We start from the raw sequence: 17,309 nt of genomic DNA on the forward strand, positions 1-17,309 counted from the left end.
ATAACTTCTATGCTTTTGGTATGAACTTCTCTAAAACGGGAATAGATAAATAAAGGCAGTTGCGAACTAATCTTTTAAGGAGGATTTATCATGCGTAAACGAACAAAGTTTATTATTGGAGCAGGGCTCGCAGCAGGAGTGCTTTATGCATCTAAGACAGAAGCGGGACAGTTAATTAAAGGTGCAGTAAATAAATGGACGGATGATGACTATATTATTAATCTCGGTAAGCCTGATGAGGCAAGAGATGCAAATATGGTGGATGAAGGCGATGACAAGCGTATTATACTATTACGAGCTACGGGATAAGGCATCTGAACAGGGAGATAAATACGCATAAAAAAGCCGGGATATCCCGGCTTTTTGTTTAGCTGAATAAGTTTATGAAGAACACGATAACGGGAATGTTAACGATATCAATAAGGAATGCTCCAACGACCGGTACGATTAAGTAAGCGGTCTTCGAAGAACCGAACTTAGATGTAACTGCATCCATGTTAGCCATAGCTGTAGGAGTTGCACCTAATCCACTCCCGATCATACCGTTAATCATCACGACTGCGTCATAGTTCTTCCCTAGCAGTCTGTAGACGATAAACATCGTATATAAAATAATGAAGATAACATGAACCGAAACAATCAGCAGAATCGGCAGTGCCAGATCAGCGAGTTCCCACAGTTTTATGCTCATCAATGCGAATGATAGGAATAAACCTAAAGAAACCGCACCGATTTTATCGTTTACAGTCGTATCGAAATTAAATGATATTCTGTCCTGTGAAGCATCGAGAAGTGTTCTAACGACAATCGCAACAAACATCGCACCTACATAATCGGGTAAAATAACTCCAGTTAAATCGGAGAAGATACTTCCGATATACGTGCCGAGAGCCATAGCAAATGTAATAATGGCAAGGTATATAAAGAATTGATCGATTGTAAATTTATTTTCTTTTTTCTGAACAGGAATTTCATAATCGCCAGCATCGAACTTGGGTTCGTTACTCTTAAGATTGTGCTTGTTAATCATAAAGCGTGCAACCGGTCCGCCAAATACGCGCCGGCGATGAGGCCGAGTGTCGCCGCAGCAATCCCGACAGTTGTCGCACCCTGTACTCCTAATCCATCAATTGTTTCACCGAATGCCGCAGCACCCCCGTGCCCGCCGATCATCGCAGGAGAAGAAGCCATAAGACCAAGCAGCGGATCTATACCAAGCAGACTTGCTATGGATACACCTAAAGTATTTTGTACAATTGATAAAAAACTTGCGGCAAGTAAATAAATCACAAGTAGTTTTCCACCCAATTTAATAAGTTTAAAACTTGCACCTAAACCGACTGTTGTAAAAAATATAATCATAAATAAAGACTGTAGAGAAGTATCAACAGTTATCGTAACTAAACCAGCAGTGTGCATTATCAATGTGAACACTGCAAAAATCAGACCGCCGACAACTGGTGCCGGTATAGAGTATCTATCTAAAAAATGTATTTTTTTAACTAAGTAAGCACCGATGAGGTAAACTATCACTGCTAAAAATAATGATGTCACTAAATTTAATTCCATATCCCATCCTCCATCATTTAAAATTCAATCAGAAAACCTATTCTAATCTATAACTGAAGAATAACCAACAATAACTTTTACATCTTTGCAGTAAATTATGTAGTTTTTGTGAACGCATACATTTTGCCGATAAACAAAAATCCCGCTGGAGCTTTAGCAGCTCGGGCGGGATTTAAATAATCATTGTAACGCATGGCATAGTTTTGTAACGCTATGCATTACATTGCTTTGAGTGTTAAGTTCCTAAATCCTTTAACTCTCCCATTTGGAATGAAGAATGCATGTGCAGAAATTATCATTCGCATAGTCAGGCTGGAAGTGCTTGATAACATCTTCTTTCATATTACCAAATGTTGTTTCCGGTTTATGTTTAATTCCATCGTAAAATGCTTGAATAATATCATTTTTAAAATCATTTCTAGGAAACTTTTGAACGACAGATTTTCTGATTTCTTCAACTGATCGAAGTTATCCCCCATTACGTCCATGCCGACACCGTGGAAAAGAAGTGCGACTTCGCTCTCTTTATGCTCCGCAACACCCGGTGTAGTATGAAGTGCGATCGCGTCCCAGACTAGCTGAATCTGCTGTGTCGTGATATTATGAGTGTTTAAAAACTGGCGTGCTGCGTTCGCACCGTCAACTTCAAAACGTAAATCATCACTGCTGTACTGTTTTGTTAAACCTAAATCATGGAAAAGTGCGCTGATGTATAATAGTTCATGATCATACTTCACTTTATCCTGATCCCCTTTAACAGCACCGAATAGATATACTCTGTTAGAATGGTTCCAAATTAATTCATTACCGTATTCGTGAACGAGATCTTGTGCATCCGTAATAATCTTACTGTCCGGTACTTTAATATTACCTAAATCTGTAATCATATTATCTCTCCTTCTCCCCCATATAGTAATTAGATAAATATTATTTTTCAAACTATCCGGGTTAATTGATTATGCTCTGTATCTCCGGAATGATATATAACGATTTAAAAAATATTGAATCACAGTTGCAAGCATTGTCGCACCGATTTTTACTATAATGGCATTCCATCCAAGATGCTGAACGAAAATCAAAACGAGCAGTGCAACGATTGAAAAACCAATTGCACCGACTGTCAGGAATGATAAATAACGTCTGAAAAATTTGCTGTCTGCTTTAAAATTAAAATGGTAATTCAGTATAAAATTTGTTGTAACGCCTGTGAACATACTTATTAGATTTACTAGCTGAATGTGTATATCTGTATATGTATGCAGCAGGATAAACAGCAGTAAATCAAGTGCGCCTCCGACTGCTGCAATCAAAATGTATTTAAAAAACTCCTTAAGCTTACGCATATAAACACAACTCTCTGCAGGCGTTTACTTTATTCAAACATTGATTTAGAAATATTCAATGCTCGGAGCATCGCTGTTTTTTTATAATTATGATCCTCGCTTTTATTCAGGATATCATCTACTGTTTTCACACCTTCGACGATGTAATCACCTTTATTCAGCATAATACACTCGGCGCGGGAGCCTGCAACGACATCCGAAATTTCTGAGCGTGTTGGGATACCTGTTTTAATCAGTGATTCAAGCACCTGTGTTGCCCAGATAATTGGAATATGGGCTGCCTCGCATATCCAAAGTAGTTCTTCCTGAATTTCGCTGAGTCGTTCATACCCTATTTCAACTGCGAGATCTCCGCGTGCCAGCATAATTCCGAATGGTCTTCTTGATGCCGCTTCAGCGATGATATTCGGAATTTCTTCAATGGCTTCTGTCGTTTCTATTTTGCGATTATCGGCATATTCTTTTTGTCTGACGGGAGTTTTTTCTGGAGTGTATTTTCAATATATTTTATATCATCTGCACTTTTTACGAAGGAAAATGCAATGATATCTGCGTGCTCAGCTGCAAAATCGAGGTCGTTCATATCTTTCTCTGTCAGTACATTTAAATTGATGTCAAGATCCGGAAAGTTAATACCTTTTTCTGTTTTAATTTTTACGCCTTTCGCTTTGGAGGTTCTAGTCACTTTACAAATTAAACCGCCGTCCTCGATTTCAGTTACTCTTGCTTCAATCTGCCCGTCATCAATTTTAATGAGCTGATCAATGTCTACATTTTTAAGCACTTCAGGAACAGAAGTGTTAATCGCTACATTTACTTTTGGCGGCAGCAGCATTGCTTCCTGGTTTGACAGCAGGAAATACTCTCCGGTTTTCAGTTTAGGATTTCTTTTAGAAGTGAGAAGTGTTTTTATCCGGACTTTCGGCCCGCTTATGTCCATTAAAATTCTGCATGGATTATTTGTTTCTTCAGATGCTTTCGTAATGTTTTCAATCATCTGTTTCCACGTATTCGAGTCATCGTGCGCGCAGTTAATACGGGCTGAATTCATGCCCGACACCACAAGGTTTTTAACTAACTCATAATCCTTTGCAGCTTCTGACGGCATCGTGACCATAATTTGTGTGTGCCGATGTTCATTGCCTTCACCCAGCAGCATTTTGGTATTTTTTTTGAGCAGACTGTTTCTGTCAGTTGAGTCTGGATACTTGAAATACTCAGTATCATTCTCTGCCTCTCCAGTAATGTAGCCGAGCGTTTTAATTACAGCATCCAGATTGCCGGACACGTTAGGTTCAAGTCTCCCGAGTGATGATACACCCCAGGGAATTAAAGTGTTTTGTATTTCACGGTGGTCATGGCGGCGGAAGGCCATGTAATAAGCAAGATTTTTAAGACTTTGAACATACTCCTCCCTTACATTATCTTGCTGCCAGCGGCCAAGAATCTGTTCTCCATCTTCAGTTACCTGCTGGCGTATCTGTTTTACATCATTTAATAACGGTGCTGCTTCTTTATTCATAATGTCCCCCTCAGTGTGTTAGAACCCTTTTTTGTGAAGTGAAAAAATAATAATGAAATAAGAAAGATGTATAATTGTCCATACAGTAAATCCTGATAAGCCCTGCAGTTCGATATGCATCACACTTAAGTAACCAAGCGCGTAAAACAGCAGACTCGTGACTATCCAGCTGAACACTAGTGCCGGCATATAAAATCTTTTAAAATTATCAAATATAATTTAAGTAAAACTGCAATCATAACTGACACGATCATATGGAATAGAATTTCTATGCCGGTATGAATATTCATTTCCGTCATAAAATCCACATTCAAAAGCAGAGTCATCAGCTCCATTTGAGTCAGCCATTCTATCAGTGCACAAACGATAAATAAAAACGTGCCTGAAATAAGTCCAATGACTGTTCCTGACTTTAAATATTTCATATATCCAAACCCTTAAGTGTATAAAGATATAAACAGGACTGCCGGCGTATTGGATATCAGGCAGTCCGTGATTTTAACCGAAAATTTTGTCTGTCGCTTTTGCGCCTTCGATGTCACGTTCCTTAAGTTCGTTTGTAGAGAACGTTGTCCATACCACAGTTACCGTCGTGTAATTAATTCTGATTCCGGGATGATGCTGCTCTTTCTTGCCTGCTGAGCCAGCATATTTACGAATTCGATACCATCTAAGAAACGCTCGAATTTAAATTTCTTAATCAGCTTTTCGTCTTTTAATTCCCAGCCTTCGAGTTTTTTTGCTTCTGCTTTAACATTCATAATCAATTACCTCCTGCTCATTTTGTACATATGTAATTTATACCCTGTCTGCATAAAAGAAATCATTCAGATGATTGGGACAGTGGATTCTGTGGTAAAGATATAAAACAACTTATAAACAAGGACAGGTGATATTGTGGAACAGTCAAAAGCTATTGAAAGAATTGAGGAAATTTTAAACGAATCAAAAATCGGTGTTTTATCAACAGCGAAAGATAATGTGCCCAATGCACGTTATATGTGGTTTTATAATGACGGTTTAACATTATATGCGAAAACAAATGATCAGTCGCCGAAATACGATGAGCTTGGAGAAAATCCTCAGGCACACGTATTGCTTGGATTTAATGATACTGATAATAACGCTTTTGTTGAAATAAACGGCAGTGTTGAAAGAATTAACAACCAGGAAACGATTGACTGGCTGTGGGAAAAACAGGATAAAAGCTTCTTTGATTCAAAAGAAAATCCTCATCTTAAAGTATTAAAAATTACACCGGATGCAATTAAAATTATGAATGATGATTATGAACCAGTCGAAGTGATTCTATAAATAAAAAGTGGGAGCATGCTCTCACTTTTTATTTTGATTAATAATTTTTAGAAGGTGATGCAATGAACGTCCAGAGAAAATGGGCAGCAGGTTATTTAGCTGCTTTATAGTAATGATAGTAATGAACTATTTTGTAGGAACTAATGTTGGTAATGTTGCGGACAGTAACCAGCCCATTATTCAGCCAGCGGGATTTGCGTTTTCCATATGGGGATTAATATATTTCTGGTATTTATCTGGATAATTAAGCAGTTCTTTCAGAAAACATGGGAAGGTTCTCCTGCTTACAAATTAAAATACTGGCCAATCATTAACTTCTTACTGAACAGTGCCTGGATTTTAGTATTTACCCAGCAAATGATACTGGCTTCGGTAATTGTAATTTTTGCATTGCTCATTACACTAATTTTATGCATATTTTAATTACGAATCAGAATTACAGCTGGTTTGACCGTTTCCCTTATTCTGTTTATTTTGCCTGGGTCACAGTTGCATCGATTGTGAATGTATTCCAATTAACAAATGATAATAATATCGATTCTATAATCGGCCTGGATGAATTAACATGGACAATTATTATGCTGTCAGCTGCAGGCATTATCGGTTTAATTACAGCATTTTACTTTAAAGATTGGCTGTATCCGCTTGTTATTATTTGGCCGCTGTACGCCATCTATGTTGAGAATAGCAGCGAGTATTCAAGCTTGGATATGACATTGCTGATTATAAGCGTACTGCTAGCAGTTTGCTCTGTGATTACAGTTATAATTAAAATAAAAATAAAAAATCCGTTTAAACAAGCAGGTAAGCGGGTTTATAAAGTAAGAGAAGACTTATGTGTTAAATATAATTTAGGAGTGGTCATTTAAATGAGTATATCTAAGGATATTTTAAAGATTGCACAAGAAGAAAAGATTGGTTATGTAAAACTACAGTTCACTGATATATTAGGTGCACTTAAAAATGTGGAAATCCCTGTTGAGCAGCTGGAAGAAGCACTGGATGGGGAAATAATGTTCGATGGTTCTTCTATTGAAGGGTTTGTCCGCGTTGAAGAATCGGATATGTATTTAAAGCCTGATTATAATACTTGGAGTATTTTCCCATGGTCTGAAGAAAACTGCAGAGTTGCACGATTAATTTGCGATGTGCATAACCTCAATAACGAGCCTTTCGAAGGAGATCCGAGAAGTAATTTAAAGCGTATTGTTAAAGAAATGGAAGACATGGGTTACGATGCATTTAACCTTGGTCCGGAGCCTGAGTTCTATTTATTTAAATTGGACAAAGACAATAATCCCACTACTATCGTGAATGACACGAGCGGTTACTTTGATGTATCGATCACAGATACAAGTGAAAGATGCCGACGTGAAATAGCAAAAACACTTAAGAAAATGGATTTTGAAGTAGAAATGTTTCACCATGAAGCAGGACCCAGCCAGCATGAAATCAGTTTTAAATACAGTGATGCGGTAACGTCGAGTGATAATATTCAGACGTTTAAACTGGTGGCAAAAACAGTAGCCAGACAATACGGTCTGCATGTTACATTTATGCCTAAACCTTTATACGATGAAGCCGGAAGCGGTATGCATTATAATGTATCATTATTTAAAGACGGTAAAAACGTGTTTTACGATGAAAATGATGAGTATGGTCTCAGCGAAGAAATGAAATACTTTATGGCGGGTCTGTTAGACCATGCGAGAGGTTACACGGTAATCTGTAATCCGCTGGTAAATTCTTATAAACGACTAAGTGCAGGATTTGAAGCGCCGCGTTATATCGCATGGAGCGGGAGCAACCGTACACCGCTTTTAAGAATTCCATCCACAAGAGGCGCGGGAACACGTGCTGAAGTAAGATCATTGGACCCGTCAGCTAATCCTTATCTTGCGACTGCAGTAATATTAAAAGCAGGTTTAAGCGGTATTAAGGAACAAAAAGATTTGACGACGCCGGTAGATGAAAATATTTTGAAATGACACAAAAAGAACGTCAGGCAGAAGATGTAGAAGACCTGCCTACAACGTTATATACAGCATTGAAAGCATTAAAAGCGGATGAAGTAATTCAGGAAGCGCTGGGTAAACATATATGCGACCACTTCATAGAGAACAAGAACTATGAATGGAAAATGTACAGTGCACAAATAACGTCATGGGAAAAAGAACAGTATTTAAGCCAGTATTAATATAGAAAAACGGAAATAACGCTATGCGTTATTTCCGTTTTTTATTTAGATATAATCTTTTACATCATAGCTTTCTTCGCTGCCAAAATCTTTCAGTGTTACTACTTTGTGCAGTGCTGCTGCGACGTCTTCAGCTTTGGCAAGCTTGTTTGTTTCCTTATATTCTTTAAAGCGGTCCACATTCGGGAACTCTTTAATATCGGATGCACGGATGACTTCCTGCATTCCAGTGTCGATAACGCCAGGGTAGAACACCGAGCTCTTAATATTGTTGCCCTGATGAACGTTTTCCTTATCAAGTACACTGTGAATCATATTGATTGCAGCTTTCGAACTACAGTACACGCTCCATCCTTCAACTGGACCGCGTGCCGCACCACTCGTTACGGTAACGATACGTTTTTCTCCGCCGAAGTTCTTGAAGCGGTTCACAAATCCCTGAATAAGCAGCGTTGGTGCCACCACATTCACTTTATAGTTTGTTAACATATCATCTGATGATAAATTGCTGACAGCTTTTACAGGATCAACAATACCTGCAACGTTCAGTAAATATACTTCATCCGTTTCATCTGGATCTACAGAATTGAAGATTTCAGGCACAAACTGTTCCATCGCATCTGTATCGCTGAAATCTACTGAAAATGCTTTATGGATATTACCTGTTTCTTCTACACCGCTTCTTGTAATGCTGATAATTTTACTGTCTTTGAATATTTTTGCAGTCGCTTCACCTAGACCTCTGTTAGTACCTGTTAAAAATACGTATTTCATTGATGTTTTCCCCCTTGATTTTATGTCACAACAATTCTATTATACTCTTTTATTCCAATCTGCTAAACGTTCTTCACATATTTTTATAATAGTTTTCAATGCAGTAATACGAGCATAACGCTTATCGTTTGCCGGTATGACTATCCACGGTGCATAGTCAGTATCTGTTTGACGAATCATATCTTCAGAAGCTTCCAGGTATAAATCCCATTTCTCACGGTTTCGCCAGTCTTCATCTGTAATCTTCCATTGTTTTTCAGGCGTGTCCTCACGGTCTTTAAGCCGTTCGAGCTGCTCATTCTTATCCAGTGAAAGGAAGAATTTAATTATGATGGCTCCAGAATTATGCAGAGACTGTTCAAAATCATTGATTTCTTCATAGGCCTGCTGCCATGCATCCTGTGAAGCGAAACCTTCTACACGTTCGACGAGAACCCGTCCATACCAGCTGCGGTCAAAAAATCCAATGTGGCCGCTTCTTGGTGTCCGTTTCGCAAACCGCCATAAGTAATGATGGGCAAGCTCGATATCAGTCGGGGCACCAATAGCATTGTTTTTATAGCCCGTCGGATCAAGGAGTGTTCTCGTACGTTTAATGTTACCGCCTTTGCCGGCAGCGTCCATTCCTTCATAAACTAAGACAAGCGGAATCTTCTCCTGATAGAGCTGGAACTGAATTTCACGCATTCTTGCCTGTAAATCCGGCAGTATTTCTTTATATTCATGCTTTGGGATAGTTTCTTTATCAAAATCAAATGTGAACAAGTCAGTTTTAAAGTTATCGCTGAACCTGCCTTCGGTCTTTGGCTTATTTTTATGATCAGCTTTAATACGTTTCTTTAAACGAGTAATAATCGCAGAGTATAAAGTATTTGCGGCATCTTCTTTGTTATGAAAATCAATCTGAGTCCACGGAGAAACTGTCTCATCCTGCAGGAAGTATTCCATTTCTTCATCATAGTCATGGTGCTGCAGGCGGCTCTGGAATTCTTCAGCTTTCCATTTCAGCATAGGGTTATCTTTCAGCTTCTGAATATGACGTTCCCGGACTTCTTTATCCGTAGTAATGTAAAATTTTAAAACCTCATAGCCGTTGTTTGTTAAAGTTTCTTCAAAGTTCTTCATATCTTCTTCAATCAATTTGAAGTCAGTATTAATATTGCGCTTGATATTATAATCCTTGTATTCTATTAATTGCGAGTACCAGCTTCTGAAATGAATATTAATATTGCCGTCTTTCGGCAGATGATACCAGTAGCGGTGAAGGAAAGGATACCTTAAATCGGCTTCTCTCGGGGGACGCGTGGCGACGAAGTTTGTATACTTCGCATCGAGCGACATATATAGGCATTTGATAACCGTGATTTACCCGATGCAGGAGCGCCTTCAATAATAATCATGACAGGAATACCCATATTGTGTCCTGCGTGACTTCTCCTAATTCAAATTCCAGGTCTTTATCAATTGAAATCATGTTTATCCATCTCCAATCTGAATATATCGATTCAACTTAAAGAATATCTATTAATTCCAGTATATCTTTAACCGGAGAAACTGGGTACTATATAAACAAATTGTTAACTTTTTACATTATGCGATAGTAAAATCTGATAACATGAAGAGTGAATTATAGTCTTTAAAGCATTAAAAAGGGGTGGTCCGATGGATCAGAAGGATTGGAAAATATTAAAATTGCTCTATGAAGAGAAGATATTACGAAAACAGCTGAGAAATTATATGTTTCGCAACCTTCATTAAGTTATCGTTTGAAAAATTTAGAAAAAGAAATAGGAACCGAGCTTATTTTTAAAACGAAAACAGGTATTGAATTTACGTCTGAAGGAGAATATCTCGTTAAATATGCAAAAGATATGCTGCAGCAGCTTCAGATGGTCAAAGATAATATTAATAATATGAGTGAAGAAATATCGGGCACACTGAAGATCGGTGTATCCAGTAACTTTGCTCAATATGTTCTGCCTAACCTGCTTAAAACATTTTCAAATAAATATCCTGAAGTACGTTTTAATGTTAGAACAGGTGTGAGTTCAGATGTTTATAAGATGTTAAACGATTCATCAGTTCATATTGGTATTCTTAGAAGAGATTATCAATGGCAAAGCAGGAAGTATTTATTAAATCAGGAACCGCTGTATATTATTTCTCAAAACGAAATTAATGTGCAGGAATTACCTTCATATAAGCAGATAGATTATAAAACAGATTCTTCTCTTAAAGAGATTATTAACCGCTGGTGGACGACTGAATTTGCTTCGCCGGCAAGTATAGAAATGGAAGTAGATCGTCTTGATACGTGTAAGGAATTAGTAAAAAGCGGTTTAGGATATTCTATTGTGCCTGAAATTTGTTTAAAAGAAGAGGAGAACCTGTATAAATCAAAAGTTGAATCGAAAGACGGAGCTTTAATAAAAAGAGATACATGGATAATGTACAATGAGGACTACGAAAATCTGGTTATTGTAAAAAAATTCATTGAACATATGCGCTCGTGGGGAAATATCAAATAAAAAAAGGAAAGCATCGGGGGGATGCTTTCCTTTTTAATTTATGTCTAATTCTGTGCTGCTGTAGAAAGATAGTTTTTAACCGAGTCACCTGCAGTTTTTCCGAATACAGATCCTGACATTAAGCCTGAACCGCCGGGATAGTTATGGTAGAAAAGATCTCCGACCATCTCGCCTGCAGCATATAACCCTTCAATAGGTTCATCATTCTCATCCAGTACTTCTGATTTGTTGTTTACTTTGATTGCACCGAAAGTAAATGTGATACCGCAAGTAATTGGATAAGCGTAAAAAGGACCTTCGTTAAACTTAAGCGCCCAGTTTGTTTTGTTCGGTGATAAGCCGACTGTTGTTTTACCGTCTTTAACACTCGGGTTGTAGTCGCCGTCCTGAACTGCATCGTTGTAGCTGTTAATTGTCTCCAGGAAATTTTCTTTATCAACGCCCATTTTCACTGCAAGTTCTTCTACACTGTCAGCTTTCAGCATTGTTGCTTCTTCTAAATTGTACTCTACTCTCAGCATGTCTCTGACTTGCTCGTCGTAGATTTGGAATGCTTTTTGCTGAGTCTGTTTCAGAGTTTCTTTACCATATTTTGCGTAGGTGTAGTTTCTGAAATCAGCACCTTCGTCAACGAAACGTTCTCCTTCAACGTTAACGATTAATCCTAATGGATATGATGATTTCTTATAGATGTCACCAGGTTTGCTGTAGTCACCAGTTTTAGGTGAGTTGTAGTCTGTAGTATGTGCGTGACAGCCGTCATATTGTCCTGCTTTTACTGCACCGACTTCAAGTGCCATTGTGATACCGTCACCTGTGTTGTATTCGCTTCCGCGGACAATTGCGTTTTCCCATTCTTTGCCGAGGTGCTCCATACGTTTTTTCTTATCGGCTTCAAATCCGCCGCTTGCAAGAACGACTGATTTAGTTTTAACAAGTACTTTACCGTGCTCTTCACTGTTTACGTGAACCCCTGTAATTTTCCCATCTGCTTTTTCAAGCTTTTCAGCAGGTGATGCGTACCAGAAGTCCACACCGTTCTCTTCTGCTTTTTGAATAATGATTTTACAAGACCGATACCTTTATCGACTGTTTTAACAGGCAGACCGCCCCAGAATGATTTCTTTCCGTCTTTTTCAAAGAATTGATTTTCATTTAACTGGAACTCTACGCCCTGTTCTTTCATCCAAAGAATTGTTTCATATGACTTGCCTGTTAAATGTTCAGCAAGACTTGGGTTGCTTTCGTTTTTAGTAACGTTCATTAAGTCGCCGTGATAATCCTCTGTTGCATATTTTGGTAATTCAATTGCTTTCAATTCTTCTTCAGATAGGTTGTCTACAACCTTACTTAAACCGTCAAGATTGTTGTAAGCAAAACGTATTGCACCATCAGTAAAGAATGAGTTGCCTCCGCGTTTGTGCTGCGGCCCCTTTTCGACAACGAGTACTTTTAAATCATCTTCACTTGCTGAGACCGCCGCACTTAATGCTGCGTTACCGGATCCGATTACAACTAAATCGTATTCATAGTCTGTCATTTTATATTTCCCCCTGTGTTTGATGTATAGCTTAAGATTAGAACATTTCTGATAATAAATGAAATATCGTTTTTGAATCAATTATGATAAAAAGATTCTATGATGCTTTAACTTCAGTTGATTAGCAGTTAAATTCATAGTATTAAGCAGCGAATTAATAGTCAGAAATATCAATACATTGCGTTTACCATAGTAATGTACTATATTTTAGAAAGAGTTTTTCAACTGAATACTATTCTTTCGGGGCAGGGTGTAATTCCCAACCGGCGGTAATCTTTTTAGAAAGCCCGCGACCTGTACGGTATTTATACCGTATGGCTGATTCAGTTAAAGTCTGAAGCCGACAGTTAAAGTCTGGATGGGAGAGAGAATAATGTAGCAGCGTAAAAATGTCTTTTAATTCATTTTATATACGTCTATTTAACATTGTGAAACACTGTGTTAATTCAGCATACATTTTTTAGCGCCTTCGGATAAGTTTATTCGACGGTGCTATTTTTTATTCAGGAGGTAAAAACTTGAACAGATATATGAATATGGCTGTTAACATGGCCAATATGGCAGCCGGACAAACTGCAGTAAATCCGCCGGTAGGTGCTGTTATCGTTAAAGACGGCAGGGTCATCGGCTACGGTACGCATTTAAAAGCGGGAGAGCTTCATGCGGAGCGTGCAGCATTGAACAGCTGCAGTGAATCGGCAACTGGTTCGGACATCTACGTAACACTTGAACCGTGCTCTCATCATGGCAAAACACTGCCGTGCACCGATGCGATTATTGAAGCGGGTATTAAACGCGTGTACTACGCGTACCGGGATACGAATGATAAAGTCGACGGACTGAAGGTATTAAACAGTCATGGCATTGAAACGATTCATCTTAATAATAATAAGGTGGATGAATTGTACCGTCCGTTTAATATTCAACTCGCAAATAAGCGCCCGTTCATTACATTAAAGAGTGCGATGAGCCTCGACGGTAAAATTGCACATAAGAATGGTGACAGCCACTGGGTCAGCAACGATGAATCGCGGCGTGACGTGCACAATTTAAGGCAGCATCACGACGGTATACTGATTGGTGCCCATACATTGTTAAATGATGACCCGCGCTTAACGACCCGTTTATCTGAAAACGATAAACACGCGGTGCCGGTTATTCTGCTCGGTTCGCAGACACTGCGCGAGGATATGATATTCGATCATTCACATAAGCCTATTATATTTACTAGTAACGAAGAGAATGTACAGTTTAAGGACTGCGCAAAAATCTTCTTTGGAAATTATAATTTAACTGAAATACTTCATATATTATATGAAGAAAATATTGCATCACTTTTAGTGGAAGGCGGTTCGTCCATCCACACTCAATTTTTAAACGAAAAATTATTCGATGACCTCATCATTTACATTGCCCCGAAAATATTTGGTTATTCTGAATATCAGCTCCATCAAGGTGACCCCAAGAGTCAGCTGGATTTGATATTGCATCATGTTGAAAAGCTCGAGTCGGACATCAAACTTACTTACAGGAGGACTCCAGCATGTTTACAGGATTAATCGAACAAACTTCACCAGTACTTTCTATTAATAAAACATCTGCATTAACTGAAATGGAAATACAGAACACTCTTTTTGACGATTTAAATATAGGCGATTCTGTCGCAGTTAACGGTGCATGCTTAACCATTACAAAGCTTCAGGAGCGCTCATTTTGCGTTGAAATCGTTAATGAAACGAGCAGTGTAACGTCGTTATCCGATATTAAAAAAGACGATATACTCAACCTGGAACGCGCGATGAGACTGGACCAGCGCTTAGGCGGGCACATAGTGTCAGGCCATGTTGACGGCACAGGAATTATTGAGAATATTTATAATGACGGAGATGCATTGGTAATATCAGTGAAGTGCAGCCGGGCATTGATGAAATATATGACCTTAAAAGGTTCTGTGACAATCGACGGCATCAGTTTAACATTATTTGATATCAAACCTGAAGAAGATATTTTTATCTTAAATATCATTCCGGAAACACAGAATAAGACAAATATCGCCCGGAAAACTGCCGGTGATATCGTGAATATTGAAGCGGATATGATGATTAAGCATATCGATCATCTGCTTAATTTTAGGGAGGCAGGTGGTACTCATGTTTGATTCAATTGACAGTGCCTTAAAAGGTTTAAAAGAGGGGAAACTGATTATGTTGTCGACGATGAAGACAGAGAAAATGAAGGTGATCTTGTCGGTATAACGGAGTTTATCGACGCAGAAGCCATTAACTTTATGGCAACTCATGCTAGAGGATTAATCTGTACGCCGGTCTCGAAAAGTATTGCTGAACAAGCAGGTCTTGTACCGATGACAGAGCATAACAGTGATGAATATCAGACAGCATTTACAATTTCTATTGATCACGTCAGTTCAACGACAGGCATCAGTGCATTCGAACGCTTCAACACGATAAAGTCGCTCTTAGACAGCAATGTTTCACCGAAAAACTTTAACCGGCCGGGGCATGTCTTCCCGCTTGTTGCTAAAGAAGGCGGCGTGATAGAACGCCAGGGACATACAGAAGCTGCAGTGGATTTAGCAAAACTAACAGGTGCAAAACCGGCAGGTGTGATTTGTGAAATTATGAATGACGACGGCACGATGGCGCGCGTCGATGATTTGCAGATTTATAAAGAACAGCACAAGCTGAAGATGATTACGATTGAAGCTTTAAAAGAATATATGTTAAAAAAGCGTGCAGTTACACTGGAGAGTACTATTAATTTGCCGACGAAATTCGGGGAGTTTAAAATGTATGACTTTGTCGATGGTAAAGGGAAAGAACATTTGGCACTTGTGCATGGTGAGATTACACCGCATATGAATGTCCGTATTCATTCGGAGTGTCTGACAGGCGATGTTTTTAAAAGTTCACGCTGCGACTGCGGTCAGCAACTCGATAAGGCACTGGAGATAATGAGTGACGAAGACGGTATTGTTTATATATGCGCCAAGAAGGCCGAGGTATCGGTTTAACGAATAAATTAAAAGCGTATGAATTGATAGAACAAGGCTATGACACAGTAACGGCGAATGAACATCTGGGCTTTGATGCAGACCTTAGAACATACGAAGAAGCAGCGGCAATGCTTAAGTATTTAAATGTAAATGTAGTGACACTGCTGAGCAATAACCCAAAAAAGATTCAAGGTCTGGAAAACGAAGGAATTAAAGTGCATTCGAGAGAACATATTGTGACTGCGAATATTTACAATGAAGATTATTTAAATACAAAAAAAAAAAATGGGACATCTATTATAGGAGGAAGTAATAATGAATGAGTTACAGAAAACAATGAACGGTGAAAATTTAAAAATAGCGATTGTTACGGCGGAATTTAATGAATTTATAACGAGCCGTTTATTAGATGGTGCACATAAAACTTTGCTGAAACACGGTGTTAAAGATGATAACATCGATTTAGTTTATGTACCGGGCGCGTTTGAGCTGCCATTAACAGCGAAAACACTGGCTGAAACGGACAAATATGACAGCGTTATAACGCTCGGCTGCGTAATCCGCGGCAGTACGACGCATTATGATTATGTTTGTAACGAGGCAGCAAAAGGTATAAGCCATGCAGGACTCTCAACAGGCATACCCGTTATATTCGGCGTTATAACGACAGAAAACATCGAGCAGGCAATCGATCGGGCCGGTGCGAAAGTCGGCAACAAAGGGTCGGAAGCGGCTGCGACAGCAATTGAAATGGCAAGTGTCATCCAAAGTATTAAAAACTAATATCAGGAGGTCATTTGATGATTACCGAAGATGATAAAAAATACTTAAAACGCAGTGTGGAATTAGCACGGGAAGCTCTGGATACAGGGAACTCACCTTTCGGTTCACTGCTCGTATCAGAAGAAGGCGAAATACTATTTGAGGACCATAACCGAGATGCAGACGGAGACCAGACAAGGCATCCGGAATATGCAATTGCAAAATGGGCAGCAGAGCATTTATCGGATGGAGAACGTAAAAATTCAATAGTTTATACTTCAGGAGAACACTGCTCAATGTGCTCATCTGCACATGCACTGGCAGGACTTGGCCGGATTGTTTATGCGAGTTCTTCAGTACAGCTGAAAGAATGGCAGCAAAAGCTGGGTATTACAGAATTGGGTGTGTTAAAAGGTTTGAGTATTGAGGAAGTCATTAATAATACAGAAGTAGATGGACCTGACGAAGAACTGTCGCAGCAAGTAAAACAGCTGCAGATAGAATATTATAAATAAAAAATGCGGGAAATCTTAAGTGATTTCCGGCATTTTTAAAGTTTTTGAGGCTGTCGGAGTGTGCAGATACACATGAGCTTCTGTCATGCCAGTCCGGTAAGTCCCGGATACACATGAGTCCCGATCATGCTAGTCCTGTGATTTCCGGATACACATGAGTCCCAATCATACCAGTCCGGTAAGACGCGGATACACATGAGCTTCCATCATGCCAGTCCGATAAGTCCCGGAT

General features: G+C 38.9%; 11 protein-coding genes, 9 pseudogenes and 1 riboswitch. Of the genes and pseudogenes, 10 read left to right on the forward strand and 10 right to left on the reverse strand.

Annotation, left to right across the window (positions count from 1 at the left end; translation table 11 throughout):
* The first annotated feature begins 90 nt into the window (after positions 1-90).
* The gene (locus tag G4D76_RS08625; protein WP_250129869.1) at positions 91-309 is read left to right on the forward strand and encodes a hypothetical protein; all 219 of its coding nucleotides are present in this window, start codon (positions 91-93) and stop codon (positions 307-309) included.
* Positions 310-367: 58 nt separating this feature from the next.
* Here the strand turns inward: G4D76_RS08625 and gltS are convergent.
* From gltS to G4D76_RS08660, 7 genes and pseudogenes are all read right to left on the reverse strand, one after another.
* A pseudogene (gltS, locus tag G4D76_RS08630) lies at positions 368-1,569 on the reverse strand (sodium/glutamate symporter).
* A gap of 252 nt (positions 1,570-1,821) precedes the next feature.
* Positions 1,822-2,456, reverse strand: a pseudogene (locus G4D76_RS08635) (HD domain-containing protein).
* A gap of 69 nt (positions 2,457-2,525) precedes the next feature.
* A complete protein-coding gene (locus tag G4D76_RS08640; protein WP_026859445.1) occupies positions 2,526-2,912 on the reverse strand; it encodes a GtrA family protein in 387 nt (128 codons plus the stop codon).
* Positions 2,913-2,941: 29 nt separating this feature from the next.
* A pseudogene (locus G4D76_RS08645) lies at positions 2,942-4,434 on the reverse strand (pyruvate kinase).
* An 18-nt stretch (positions 4,435-4,452) separates the two neighbouring features.
* Entirely contained in the window at positions 4,453-4,623 is a 171-nt protein-coding gene (locus G4D76_RS08650; protein ID WP_213809673.1) for a hypothetical protein, read from the reverse strand.
* Positions 4,611-4,859: a hypothetical protein gene (locus tag G4D76_RS08655; protein ID WP_213809674.1), complete on the reverse strand. Its 249-nt coding sequence runs from the start codon at positions 4,857-4,859 to the stop codon at positions 4,611-4,613. The genes G4D76_RS08650 and G4D76_RS08655 overlap by 13 nt, the downstream gene beginning before the upstream one ends.
* Positions 4,860-4,932: 73 nt before the next feature.
* A pseudogene (locus G4D76_RS08660) lies at positions 4,933-5,195 on the reverse strand (4a-hydroxytetrahydrobiopterin dehydratase).
* A gap of 136 nt (positions 5,196-5,331) precedes the next feature.
* Here G4D76_RS08660 and G4D76_RS08665 point away from each other — a divergent pair.
* From G4D76_RS08665 to glnA, 3 genes and pseudogenes are all read left to right on the forward strand, one after another.
* Positions 5,332-5,748, forward strand: a complete 417-nt coding sequence (locus tag G4D76_RS08665; RefSeq protein WP_213809675.1) for a pyridoxamine 5'-phosphate oxidase family protein — start codon at positions 5,332-5,334, stop codon at positions 5,746-5,748.
* 410 nt (positions 5,749-6,158) lie between these two features.
* Positions 6,159-6,617: a hypothetical protein gene (locus G4D76_RS08670; protein WP_213809676.1), complete on the forward strand. Its 459-nt coding sequence runs from the start codon at positions 6,159-6,161 to the stop codon at positions 6,615-6,617.
* A pseudogene (gene glnA, locus G4D76_RS08675) lies at positions 6,618-7,945 on the forward strand (type I glutamate--ammonia ligase).
* 45 nt (positions 7,946-7,990) lie between these two features.
* On the opposite strand, the gene G4D76_RS08680 reads toward glnA, so the two are convergent.
* Both G4D76_RS08680 and G4D76_RS08685 read right to left on the reverse strand, forming a co-directional pair.
* The gene (locus tag G4D76_RS08680; RefSeq protein ID WP_213809677.1) at positions 7,991-8,719 is read right to left on the reverse strand and encodes an SDR family NAD(P)-dependent oxidoreductase; all 729 of its coding nucleotides are present in this window, start codon (positions 8,717-8,719) and stop codon (positions 7,991-7,993) included.
* Between the two features lie 39 nt (positions 8,720-8,758).
* Positions 8,759-10,134 (reverse strand): annotated as a pseudogene (locus G4D76_RS08685) (phosphate--AMP phosphotransferase).
* Between the two features lie 247 nt (positions 10,135-10,381).
* On the opposite strand from G4D76_RS08685, the pseudogene G4D76_RS08690 reads away from it, so the two are divergent.
* Positions 10,382-11,247: pseudogene (locus G4D76_RS08690) on the forward strand (LysR family transcriptional regulator).
* Positions 11,248-11,291: 44 nt separating this feature from the next.
* Here the strand turns inward: G4D76_RS08690 and tcuA are convergent.
* A pseudogene (tcuA, locus tag G4D76_RS08695) lies at positions 11,292-12,787 on the reverse strand (FAD-dependent tricarballylate dehydrogenase TcuA).
* Positions 12,788-13,019: 232 nt separating this feature from the next.
* Positions 13,020-13,161, forward strand: a riboswitch (FMN riboswitch).
* 144 nt (positions 13,162-13,305) lie between these two features.
* On the opposite strand from tcuA, the gene ribD reads away from it, so the two are divergent.
* The 5 genes and pseudogenes from ribD to G4D76_RS08720 all read left to right on the forward strand — a co-directional run bounded on the left by ribD (position 13,306) and on the right by G4D76_RS08720 (position 17,077).
* Positions 13,306-14,346 (forward strand): bifunctional diaminohydroxyphosphoribosylaminopyrimidine deaminase/5-amino-6-(5-phosphoribosylamino)uracil reductase RibD, encoded by a 1,041-nt coding sequence (gene ribD / locus G4D76_RS08700; RefSeq protein ID WP_250129871.1) that lies wholly within the window; start codon positions 13,306-13,308, stop codon positions 14,344-14,346.
* On the forward strand, positions 14,331-14,945 hold the full coding sequence (locus G4D76_RS08705) for a riboflavin synthase (protein WP_213809678.1): 615 nt from the start codon (positions 14,331-14,333) through the stop codon (positions 14,943-14,945). Before ribD ends, G4D76_RS08705 begins: the two co-directional genes overlap by 16 nt.
* Positions 14,938-16,103: pseudogene (ribB, locus tag G4D76_RS08710) on the forward strand (3,4-dihydroxy-2-butanone-4-phosphate synthase). Before G4D76_RS08705 ends, ribB begins: the two are co-directional and overlap by 8 nt.
* Before the next feature lie 12 nt (positions 16,104-16,115).
* On the forward strand, positions 16,116-16,583 hold the full coding sequence (gene ribE, locus G4D76_RS08715) for a 6,7-dimethyl-8-ribityllumazine synthase (protein ID WP_026859458.1): 468 nt from the start codon (positions 16,116-16,118) through the stop codon (positions 16,581-16,583).
* Between the two features lie 17 nt (positions 16,584-16,600).
* Positions 16,601-17,077, forward strand: coding sequence for a nucleoside deaminase (locus tag G4D76_RS08720; protein ID WP_213809679.1), 477 nt, complete (start codon positions 16,601-16,603; stop codon positions 17,075-17,077).
* Positions 17,078-17,309 lie beyond the last annotated feature (232 nt).

It is taken from the genome of Jeotgalicoccus sp. WY2 (assembly GCF_018437745.1).
GTDB classification, from domain to species: Bacteria; Bacillota; Bacilli; order Staphylococcales; family Salinicoccaceae; genus Jeotgalicoccus; species Jeotgalicoccus psychrophilus.

Bases quoted from the DNA above. Each gene is read 5' to 3' on its own strand.
- G4D76_RS08625 (WP_250129869.1), top strand. From the start codon at position 91: ATGCGTAAACGAACAAAGTTTATTATTGGAGCAGGGCTCGCAGCAGGA.
- G4D76_RS08640 (WP_026859445.1), bottom strand. From the start codon at position 2,912: ATGCGTAAGCTTAAGGAGTTTTTTAAATACATTTTGATTGCAGCAGTC.
- G4D76_RS08650 (WP_213809673.1), bottom strand. From the start codon at position 4,623: ATGCCGGCACTAGTGTTCAGCTGGATAGTCACGAGTCTGCTGTTTTAC.
- G4D76_RS08655 (WP_213809674.1), bottom strand. From the start codon at position 4,859: ATGAAATATTTAAAGTCAGGAACAGTCATTGGACTTATTTCAGGCACG.
- G4D76_RS08670 (WP_213809676.1), top strand. From the start codon at position 6,159: ATGCATATTTTAATTACGAATCAGAATTACAGCTGGTTTGACCGTTTC.
- G4D76_RS08680 (WP_213809677.1), bottom strand. From the start codon at position 8,719: ATGAAATACGTATTTTTAACAGGTACTAACAGAGGTCTAGGTGAAGCG.
- G4D76_RS08705 (WP_213809678.1), top strand. From the start codon at position 14,331: ATGTTTACAGGATTAATCGAACAAACTTCACCAGTACTTTCTATTAAT.
- ribE (WP_026859458.1), top strand. From the start codon at position 16,116: ATGAATGAGTTACAGAAAACAATGAACGGTGAAAATTTAAAAATAGCG.
- G4D76_RS08720 (WP_213809679.1), top strand. From the start codon at position 16,601: ATGATTACCGAAGATGATAAAAAATACTTAAAACGCAGTGTGGAATTA.